Origin of the sequence: Cellvibrio sp., assembly GCF_046347455.1 — a bacterium.
In the GTDB taxonomy this organism is placed as follows: domain Bacteria; phylum Pseudomonadota; class Gammaproteobacteria; order Pseudomonadales; family Cellvibrionaceae; genus Cellvibrio.
Genome location: NZ_JAXMGC010000004.1, coordinates 384,595 through 394,905 on the forward strand (window position 1 = coordinate 384,595; position 10,311 = coordinate 394,905).

A 10,311-nucleotide genomic window follows, 5' to 3' on the forward strand; every position below is an offset into this window, starting at 1 on the left:
TAATGACCCAATAAAGTCAACAACTTAGTACGTGAAGGATCCGGATTTGTCGTATATACGCCTCAACAAACACTATGTGCATCTTCCTTATTTATACCTTGGTATTGTGGAAGCTGTTTTGCTCGTGCTTGCGGCATGGATATCGCAGAGTTTTCTAAAGCCAGGCTCAGGTGATGCGAATGCCTTGGGATTAGCTCCATTTGAGTGGCCACCGCTATTGGTTTTCTCTCTCGTGCTGAGCTGCTGCACGCTTTCCATGGGGGTATACCTTGCGATGGTGCGTGAAGGCTTTCGTAGTATGGTTTTGCGCACCGTAGTCAGCTTTTTCTTTTTGGGAAGTCTAAGTCTCTATTTTCTAGAATTGATCCTGCCCCAGAACTTTTTACCTAAGGGCTTTATTTTTTTCGGCGTAATTTTAAGCACTCTTGCTGTCATAGTGGCTCGCACAATTTTCATGCTGTTTGTCGATACTGCCAAACTTAAGCGCAGAGTTGTCATTTATGGTGCTGGGGTGCGGGCCAAAAAATTGATGGATGAAATTGAGCCAGAAATCAATGTTTTGGGTGTTGAGGTTGTGGGGTGTGTGCCAAATGCAAATGAACAAGAGCATGTTAACGAGAACATTATTCTGCCGTACCCTAATGATTGGCTGGATTTTGTAAAAAAGTCTCATATATCGGAAATCGTTGTTTCTCCTGACGAACGTCGCCGCGCTCAGGGCGACTCTGCTTTTCCCCTAAATGATTTCCTTGATTGTAAGCTTGCCGGCATACCCGCTTGCGATGCTTTAAGTTTTTGTGAGCGCGAGTTGGGAAAAATTGACATCACCATCTTGCAACCTAGCTGGATGCTTTATTCGGACGGTTTTAAATACTCCAAAAGACGTCTTATGGCGAAGCGCCTTTTCGACTTAATTCTTGCCTCAGCGTTTTTCCTTGTGCTTTGGCCGTTTATGTTATTGACTGCTATAGCGGTAAAGTTAGAAAGCCCTGGGCCAATTCTGTATCATCAGGTTCGAGTGGGGTTGAACGGACGCCATTTTCGTATCTACAAGTTTCGCAGCATGCGTCAAGATGCTGAAAAAAATGGAGCCGTGTGGGCACAGAAAAATGATTCTCGTGTTACCAAAGTGGGGGCCTTTATCCGCAACACTAGATTAGATGAATTACCCCAGCTCTATAATGTGCTCGCCGGCAGCATGAGCTTCGTAGGGCCGCGCCCTGAGCGCCCCGAGTTTGTTACCGACCTCTCGCAACAAATCCCATTTTATGACACTCGGCATAAAGTAAAACCGGGTCTGATGGGCTGGGCGCAATTGAAGTATCCCTACGGAGCTTCTGTTGAGGACGCTAAGAATAAGCTGCAATACGATTTATATTACACCAAAAATCACAGCTTCCTGATGGATATGCTCATCATGATTCAGACTGTTGAAATTATTTTATTGGGCAAAGGTGTCCATTAACTGGATTTATCAAGGAGTCGCTTTATGAAAAAGTTTGCGTGGTTGAGTTTGGTATTTTTCAGTGTAGTGCTCGCTGCATGCAGTAGCTCTAAGAAAGTGGTCGCACCTGCTGTTGGTGATAGAGGAGTGCTTGAAGAATATCGAATAGGTGTTGGTGACGCGCTCCAAATTAATGTATGGCGAAACCCCGAATTATCAACGTCCGTTCCTGTGCGTCCAGATGGAAAGATATCCTTGCCTTTAATTGGCGACATTATGGCTGCAAATCTTACAGCAACACAGCTTTCCAATAACATAGTCGCAGGCCTTGAGAATTTTGTTAGAAATCCGCAAGTGACGGTTATTATTACCAACCCAAGCAGTTCAGATTTTCAGCGGCGGGTGAGAATTACTGGTGCGGTCAATAGTCCGCAGTCATTGCCGTATCGTGATGGAATGACCGTGCTTGATCTTGTATTGCTCGCTGGCGGTCCGAATCAATTTGCTGCGGCAAATAAAGCTAAGCTTTATCGTAAGGTTAACGGCGAAACAAAAGTCTATCCCATCTATTTGTCAGATTTGATTGAAAACGGAAAAGTTGAAACTAACTATCCGCTTCAGCCTTCAGATATTGTTACCGTTCCAGAACGTTCCTTTTAATCTAGAGATTTTTCATGGACAAGGTTTATTTAAGAGATTTGCTGTGGGCAATCAAAGCGGAACTTATTAAGTTTCGCTTTTGGGTGGTCACTTTATTTGTTGTCGTGAGTTTCTTGGTTCTTGCGATTGGAGCTTTCAAGCCTAAAACTTATGCAACAAGTGCAATGTTGGTAGTTGATGTAACTAATATTATTGAGCCTTTGATGAAAGGCCAAGCGGAAGTCACTAAGGTTGACCGTTCCGAGCAAGCGCGAGAGGTGATCTATACTCGCGGGATTATGGAAGCAGTTGGTAAGGAGTTGAAGCTAATTACCAAAGATACCTCGCCTGAAGATCAAGATAGGATTATCAAGACTATTCGATCTGGATTGGAAGTTAAGCCTGAAAAAAGTAATTATTTCAGAATTGCTTACAACGCAAATGACCCAGACGTTTCCTTTGAAACATTGAATGCGTTCGTAAATGTTTTTATTCGTGATACCCAAAGAAGAAAAAATGAAGAAAGCCAGGGAGCATACAAATTTATTGATGCACAGGTTCAAACATATAAGCATCAGTTGGAGACGGCTGAAGAAAAACTAAAAGAATTTAATTCAAAAAATGTCGATGGAAATAGCGACTCGGTGAATGCGAGAATCAATCAGCTCCGGTCGGATATTGAATCTCTTAAAATAACAATTGAAGAATCACAAGCAAGAGTTAATACCTTGCAGCAACAATTGGGTAGCGAGGGACAATATCAGCAGGCAAAAGGTCAGGTTGATGAGATCAAGCTACGTAGACAAAGTTTAACGGAGCAGTTGGAGCGTCTGCTTTCAACTTATCAAGAAGGTTATCCGGATATTGTCAATATACGTGCACAAATTGCTGAGCTTGATGCCATTATTGAAAAGCGTAAATCATCAGGCGAAGTATACGGCGGCTCAGAAAAATCGCTTAACCCTCTCTATGAAGAGCTTCGTAAGCAGCTGTCTGTTGCTGATGTTGATCTCAAAGCACAGCGTCGCAGGATGGAATCGCTGCTAGGGTTGCAAGCACTGGAGCGCAGCCGTGCTGAGCGTGTTGCAGCTAATCAAGCCGAATATTCCGAACTGACACGTGATTATCAAGTTACCCAAAAGGTGTATAACGACTTAGTGGCTCGTAAGGAAAATGCACGCATCTCTATGACCCTCGATCAAGAAGGGCAAGGCATCAGTTATCGCATCCAGGAGCCTGCCGTTTTTCCGCTCAAGCCCGTTGGAATCGGATTTATTATTTTTGCCATTTTGGGACCAATACTAGGTGTATTGGTGCCTGTTTTGCTCGTCATAGCCTATGTGATTTTAGATCCACATCTGCGTTCAGCAAGAGCCTTACAAAAGCAATTGCCACCTGAAATCGAAATGCTAGGAGTTATTCCACACTACAACTCGCCTATAGGTGAGCGACTATTGAAGCGCGATATGATTTCGATTTTCGCAATAGCAGGCGTTGGTATGATTCTATATGTAACGCTTGCCGTCTACTGGCAAGTCCTACACGGTTAAGGTGACGGTATGGATAACAAAGATCAAAATCTAAGACAATTGATTGAAAGCATTGATGACGAGTTGGTAGAAAACACCGCTAACCCAGTGCAGGCAGCTGTACAGGAACATCGCAAACGCGAGCAGATTAAAAATATGGCGATACCTGCTTTGTGGACTCAAGACGAACTATACGAGAAGAAGGTTGTTTTCACGGGTATGCGCCAGCGCGATTTGTTAAACGCATTTCGTGAAATACGTATAAAACTGTTACAAAAAAGCAAATCAGATAACATCGTAGTATTGGTTGCCTCGGTCAGCAATGAGGGTGGTTCGAGTTTTGTAGGTTTCAATTTAGCTGCCACGTTTGCGTTAGATCAACAAAAAACGGCGCTATATGTAGACTGTAATCCTTATTCTTCATCAGCGGAACGCTTTGTCGTAACGCCTGTGGAAATGGGGCTCACTCATTACCTCACTGACTTCTCCATTCCTCTAAAACGTATTATCTATCCAAGTGGCATTGAGCGTCTTAGAGTAATTCCTTCCGGCGGATCAAGTGAGTCTGCGGCGGAATTTTTTAACTCCAAGCGCATGGAAGTGTTAGTTCAGGAAATAAAAAATCGCTATCCAGATAGATTCATCGTTTTGGATGCTCCGGCAATTCAGCAATCGACAGAAGCGCGAATTCTTGCGCAATACTGTGATCATGCGGTGTTGGTTGTTCCCTTCGGGAAGGCCGTCACTGATGAAGTTCTTGCGGGTGTGGATGCTGTGGGCAAAGACAAATTTGCAGGCCTAGTCTTCAACAATTAAATGTTTGCTGATTCATGAAGGATGGTGAAAATGAGATCTGCTAAATTATTCGTGTGCTCTATAGCTTTGCTGCCCGCCGCATGCGCGCAGGCATTAGCTGAAAAGCAAGATTTCTTTAATCTCAAGATTTCAGCAGATTACGGTAATTCAGATAACGCCACGCTTGTCTCGGACCAAGAGCCACGGTTCAGCGAGAGGCAGGGATTGTATACAGCGTTAGCAGGCATTCGCTATAACAACGACTGGAGTAACCTTTCTTCAAACTACCGTCTACAACGAGAAACTTTTGAGCGTGATTCCCAGCCCAATCTTACAGAATTCGAAGGGCGCACTCAGTTAATATTCGGAAATGATTTTTATCCTTTAGGTTTGACCCTTAGCCATGATCGTAGAGCAATGCTAAATGCTCCCGATGCAATCGACCTTACCAGCAATCGAGACACTCGAGATATTGTAAGTGTTGCTCCATCTGTCAAGGCAAGAATAGGCGATGCTGATGCGCTTATGATTATGGGAAGTTACACGGATATATCTTACAAAGAGGATGAGTTCAGACAGTCTGAGCAACAAGGTGGCCAACTTGCTTGGATTCATGGGATTAGTAAAACTGATCAGTTCCAAGTAGATCTTCAACAAATTGAAACGACTTTTGATAAGGTTTCCTCTGCTAACTATAAATTGCAGACAGCAAGTGCCGGATACGGCGTAGCACTTAAACGGCTCAAATACTCATTGAGAGTCGGCTATAACAAGGCAATCTCTGAATCATCGAACAAGGATTTTGCAAGTCCAGTATATCAATTTGAATCTTCTTATGATTCCGGCTTCAATATATTTTCTTTATCTCTGTCTCAAACTATAACGGATTCTTCGTCAATCGGTGGAGCTGGTTCTTTGGATAATTTTAGCCCGGGGGCGAGTGTTCCATCTTCCAAGGGTGTTGGTTTGGATTTAATTAATTTGCGCAATGCAACCTTGGCTTGGACCACGGAAGCCATATGTGAGCGATGCAGCTTTGGTGTAAATGCTAGTCAAATGAAACAGGACTACAAAGATCTTAGGGAGGATGGTGACGAGTACAGCTTAAGTGCCCACTTGTCTTATAAGCTTTCGCGCGCATCCTCCGTCAAATTGTCTACAAGTCATCGTGAGCGAAAGTTCTCGGACACTGCAGTCCGAGCAGGTTTTGATGCCGATATCACAAGAATTAGTTTAGGTCACGATTTAATGGGCGGTTTTCAGCTAGAGCTTTATGCACAGCAGGAAAAAAGGTCATCGAAAATAAGTTCGCAGAATTACAAAGAAAACATCGCTGGCGTAAAAGTTACTTACGATTTCAAATAGAAAAAATTTGGTGCTGAGAGAAAATGAATAAAATATATGACTATGGTGTAAAGAAGAAAAACATGGAACTTAAAGATTATTTTAAAAGATTGCTCATCATTTTCAGTTTGGCGGTTGGCTTAAGTGCGGTCGGCTGCAGCGATAAAAAAGGCGTAGATAAAGAAGCCGCTGCGAGACACGTGACCTCAGCGGCTACATATTTTGGTCAGGGCCAATTTCACGCTGCCATGCTAGAGGCTAGAAATGCCGTACAGAATGATCCAAACAATGCAAACGGCTTTGTTATGTTAGGCAAAATCTATAATGCTTTAGGCTCTTTTGATTCAGCACAAAAAACACTTGAGCCTATACAGAAAAAATTACCTGAAGTTTCGCTGGATCTCGCAGAGAGCTACTTAAATAACAATAAATACCGTTCGGTCATAAATGTTTTAAGTTCCTATGTGCCTGAATCTAGTCAACCCGAGCAAATCATTCGGCGGTTAACCTATTTATGTCAAAGTTATGTACGTTTAGGCGATAAGCAGGCCTATGAAAAGTCGCTCGCGGAGCTCAAAAAGTTACCCAACAATGAAAATGACGTATTAGTAATCGAATCAGAATATTTGATTTCTCAAGGCCAAAAAGAGGCCGCTGCGGCAAAGCTCGATCTTCTGGCCAAAAGTAACAATTTGAACGCAAAAACATATCTTCTCTTAGGAAACTTCGCGCTTCAAAATAATGAGCAAGCTAAAGCTGAAGACTTTTTCACCAAAGCACTTGGCTTGTTACCGAATACAGATGTAATGACACTTGAGCGCCGTATTGTTTTGACACAGTTGACTGAAGTGTTGATTCTGCAAGGCAGAACCAGTGAGGCATATAGATACCAAAAAATATTGGCTGACGCGAATCCCGAAGGTAAAGCAGCTCAGCAAAAATATAGCGATGCTATGGAATTGTACCGTCAGGGAAAATTTTCCGATGCAGAAAAGCTCTTGGAAGAAATCAGAGATCAATTTCCGCAAGATAAGAATAGTGCAATGCTTCTCGGCCTAGTGCAGTTTCAACGAGGACAAGACGAACAAGCTATTGAATTGTTCGACAAATATATAGACACAGAAACGGCGTCATCGACTTTAATCCAAACGGCTGCCTTGGCAAAGTTTCGCGTCAAGAGAACCGATGAAGCAATTGATATGCTCAAAAAAGCTGTTGAAGGCCAACCTAATAATGCTGATATTTTGGCAACATACGGTCTTGCCTTGTTGGATGTGGACCCAACGAGTGATGAAGGCCAAAAAGCACTTGAAAAGAGTTTGGCAATTAGTCCGGAAAAACATAGATTGCGCCTTGCATTGGCAAAGCGGCATTACGCGATGAAGAATGATGAGCAAGGACTAGCGCAATTGCGGACTGCTTATCGTGCAGCTCCCATTGATTTTGTTGTTCAAGAGTCATATTTCAAGGCACTAATGCAAGCGGGCAAGAATGAAGAGTTGAAATCGGAAATTGCAAACTTCCAAAAAGACAATCCCGGCTCTGGTCGTTCGGCTTTCATTGAAGGGTGGTACAAATTAGTTATTAAAGATTATGTTGGTGCACAGGTTGCATTTGAAAAAGCTTTGTCTGTAAAAGATAACAATGAAAGAGTTATGGCGTTTACTGGCTTGGCTGAACTCTATCAAATGCAAAATCAACCGCAAAAAGCGATTAACACTTGGCAAACGCTATTAAAAGAAGACCCTACACAAATACCGGTCTACGCAAAATGGTATGCCTTAATGCGTGAATTAAAACGTACACCGGAAGCAGTATCTTTTTTAACAGATCTAGATGCAAAGGCTGACAAGTGGCAACCATCCGCGGTGCTCGCACAGATTCTTCAGGAGCAGCAGCAAACTTCTGAAGCTGTAAAATATATTGAGCATGCTCTTGAGCGTAGCGGAAGAGCAGAAAACGTTAAGCAATTGGCAGCAAATATGTACCATACTAATGGCCTGCAATTGCTAGCGCAAAATAAGCCGGCAGAAGCAAAGACCTCCATGCTGAAGGCGCTTAACTTTTTTCCCGAAAACCCTCAATATTTGTCCAGCCTTATACAACTGGAAATTAATCAGAAAAACATTCCCGAAGCACAAAAATTGTTAGATCAATTTGCACGCACTGCTGAAAACGAATATGTCCGACTCTATCTTCAGGGCGTAATACGTTTTGCGGAAGATAAAAAAGAAGAAGGTTTGGATTTGTATCGTAAATCCTGGGCATTGCAACCCTCAGAGCTTGTTGGTGAAATGCTGCTCAATTATTACGATAAAAACCAACAAAAAGCTGAAGCTATTGCTCATTTGAATGATTGGAGCAAGAAGTTACCTAAGAGCTATCGTGCTGCACTTCTGCAAGCGGTAAATGCCCAGAATGATAAAAAAGCAGATGAAGCTATGAAGTGGTATGAAAAAGCGATTGAAATTGAGCCAAACTCACCTATCGCATTAAACAATTTGGCGTGGATGTATTACGAAAGAAAAAATTCACGCGCAATCGAATTAGCAAAAAAGGCTGCACAGTTAGCCCCTAACTCAGGTGAAGTTTTGGACACCTATGGTTGGATTCTCGTTGAAAATGGTCAAATAGCTGAGGGTGTAGAAGTTCTTGAGCGAGCTGCAGCGCTGGCAAAAGACAACAAGGAAATTGCCGAGCATTTAAAGGCAGCTAAAGTTAAAAAGTAACACGTAAATTAATATGAGCAAAAATGGCTCCGCAATTGGAGCCATTTTTATTTCAGCTGGCTCGAAAAAATGGCACCTGAATGTGGATAACAACTCATTAAGCAGATCACCAAGTGTGTTTAGGACTGAGGCTTGGGTTCAGGCTTGGATAGATATTTGGGGCAGTAATCCGAATATTGAGCTGATAGATTTAGGCGGAAGGAAAAATCCGCTCGAGCATGTATATGTGGAAAAAACGTTCGTCAAAAAAATCCTTCCGGTCACTCGCCTTCATTTGGCGGGTGTGGGCTGTTCTAGCGTTTCAACACCAAGGTCTGAATATAATGATATTCAGGCGTTAGCTTCTTTGTATGGGGCTACAGATTCTTTGGGAAAAAATCTGGCATATATCAATTGGCAAGAATTTCTATTGCAAGATTATATCGACGACTCGTATAACAAAAGCTTGACGGAGGAGTTGGCCAAGAACCTAGGTGCAAGTGTTTATGTGCGGAAGACCGAACCGGCTTATCACGTATGTGCTGAAAACTTTGATCATTATTTAGCGTCTTTGGGGGGTAGCACTCGGCTCAAGTATTTTAACCGTCGCGAGCGTTTAATGTCTCACGGCGAAATTGAACAAAGACAGTACTCGTTACATGAGTGTGTCGCATTCTTCAGGTTATTAAACGAGTTTCATATTCGTCGATGGGGAAAGCCGTGTTATTCGCAAGATTCGCAAGATTTTATGCGGAATTTTCAAGAGCGACTATTGCTGCTTGGCGGGCAACCTATTATGGAAGCCCTTTTAGTGAACGGAGAAGTAGTATCAGTAATATTTGACATAGTATGGCTAGGGAAACGTTACAATTTCCAATCTGGGTTCGCAGAAAACCGCTACCCCAAAATAGCACTCGGTGCTTTGCATTTGGGTTATTCAATTGAATCTGCTGTGAAAAATAACCAAGTTTATGATTTTATGGCGGGCTGTGGAAAGAACGCTAATTACAAAGCGAATATTGCCAATAGCTTCACCCAAATTAAAACCATTTCATTGCAGCGTTCTTATATGAAAACTGCAAGAAATCTGTATGAGCTATTCAGTAATCAATAATTATCCTGCTGCTGAAAATTTTTAATCACGATTTTGAAAGAGAACCAAATGAGTTCCACTGGCAAGTTAATTCTTAGGGGTGCAAGCCTCAACGTAATCAAAACAATTGTTGGCATTCTCGCTGGTTTTTTCATGATGCCATTTCTTATTAATAACCTAGGTAATCATCTTTATGGTTTGTGGGTAAGTATTGGCAGCATTGCGGGTGCTTATTATTTATTGGATATGGGGTTTTCGCAGGCAGTGACACGCTACGTCGCTAAATGTATTCATCAACAAGATTATGTTGGTGCAAACAAAGTTATTAACACTTCGTTAGCAATATATAGTGCTTTAGCTGGCGTAATTGTGTTAATAGCATTTTTGATCGCAGGTTTCGCTGCACAATATTTCGTAAAAGATCAAGAAGACTTAAGACTTGTTCAAATTTTAATTATTATCACAGGAATGGCCTTAGCATTTGAGTTTCCATCGAAAGCTTTCCCAGGAATTTTAAATGCGTATATGCGTTATGACACAACCGCCATCGTGTCTATTTGTAAAACGCTGGTTGATGTTGCGCTCGTAGTGTTGCTATTGAAAGCCGGCTACAGTTTGATTGCAATGGTTAGCATTTATTTTTTAACAAGTATCGCGAGTACCATATTCTATATTTACTATTGTAATAGTTTGTTTCGACAAATTGAATATAGTCGTGAAAATGTCAACCTGACCACAACGAAGGAAATGTTCCATTTT

8 protein-coding genes are annotated in these 10,311 nt (G+C 42.1%); all 8 read left to right on the plus strand.

Annotated features, from left to right (window positions below; all coding sequences use genetic code 11):
• Positions 1 to 31 precede the first annotated feature (31 nt).
• The gene (locus tag U1F02_RS10190; RefSeq protein ID WP_409990276.1) at positions 32 to 1,465 is read left to right on the plus strand and encodes a TIGR03013 family XrtA/PEP-CTERM system glycosyltransferase; all 1,434 of its coding nucleotides are present in this window, start codon (positions 32 to 34) and stop codon (positions 1,463 to 1,465) included.
• A gap of 24 nt (positions 1,466 to 1,489) precedes the next feature.
• A complete protein-coding gene (locus U1F02_RS10195) occupies positions 1,490 to 2,104 on the plus strand; it encodes an XrtA/PEP-CTERM system exopolysaccharide export protein (protein WP_409990277.1) in 615 nt (204 codons plus the stop codon).
• 14 nt (positions 2,105 to 2,118) lie between these two features.
• Positions 2,119 to 3,633, plus strand: coding sequence for an XrtA system polysaccharide chain length determinant (locus tag U1F02_RS10200; RefSeq protein ID WP_409990278.1), 1,515 nt, complete (start codon positions 2,119 to 2,121; stop codon positions 3,631 to 3,633).
• Between the two features lie 9 nt (positions 3,634 to 3,642).
• On the plus strand, positions 3,643 to 4,428 hold the full coding sequence (locus U1F02_RS10205; protein WP_409990279.1) for a CpsD/CapB family tyrosine-protein kinase: 786 nt from the start codon (positions 3,643 to 3,645) through the stop codon (positions 4,426 to 4,428).
• A 30-nt stretch (positions 4,429 to 4,458) separates the two neighbouring features.
• A complete protein-coding gene (locus U1F02_RS10210; RefSeq protein WP_409990280.1) occupies positions 4,459 to 5,772 on the plus strand; it encodes a hypothetical protein in 1,314 nt (437 codons plus the stop codon).
• A gap of 23 nt (positions 5,773 to 5,795) precedes the next feature.
• Positions 5,796 to 8,480, plus strand: coding sequence for a tetratricopeptide repeat protein (locus U1F02_RS10215; RefSeq protein WP_409990281.1), 2,685 nt, complete (start codon positions 5,796 to 5,798; stop codon positions 8,478 to 8,480).
• A 13-nt stretch (positions 8,481 to 8,493) separates the two neighbouring features.
• A complete protein-coding gene (locus tag U1F02_RS10220) occupies positions 8,494 to 9,573 on the plus strand; it encodes a GNAT family N-acetyltransferase (protein WP_409990282.1) in 1,080 nt (359 codons plus the stop codon).
• Between the two features lie 48 nt (positions 9,574 to 9,621).
• On the plus strand, positions 9,622 to 10,311 hold a 690-nt coding region (locus U1F02_RS10225), incomplete at its 3' end, for an oligosaccharide flippase family protein (RefSeq protein ID WP_409990283.1).

Excerpts from the sequence above, each read along its gene's own strand:
- U1F02_RS10220 (WP_409990282.1), top strand. The coding sequence starts at position 8,494 with ATGAGCAAAAATGGCTCCGCAATTGGAGCCATTTTTATTTCAGCTGGC.
- U1F02_RS10210 (WP_409990280.1), top strand. The coding sequence starts at position 4,459 with ATGAGATCTGCTAAATTATTCGTGTGCTCTATAGCTTTGCTGCCCGCC.
- U1F02_RS10195 (WP_409990277.1), top strand. The coding sequence starts at position 1,490 with ATGAAAAAGTTTGCGTGGTTGAGTTTGGTATTTTTCAGTGTAGTGCTC.
- U1F02_RS10215 (WP_409990281.1), top strand. The coding sequence starts at position 5,796 with ATGAATAAAATATATGACTATGGTGTAAAGAAGAAAAACATGGAACTT.
- U1F02_RS10205 (WP_409990279.1), top strand. The coding sequence starts at position 3,643 with ATGGATAACAAAGATCAAAATCTAAGACAATTGATTGAAAGCATTGAT.
- U1F02_RS10200 (WP_409990278.1), top strand. The coding sequence starts at position 2,119 with ATGGACAAGGTTTATTTAAGAGATTTGCTGTGGGCAATCAAAGCGGAA.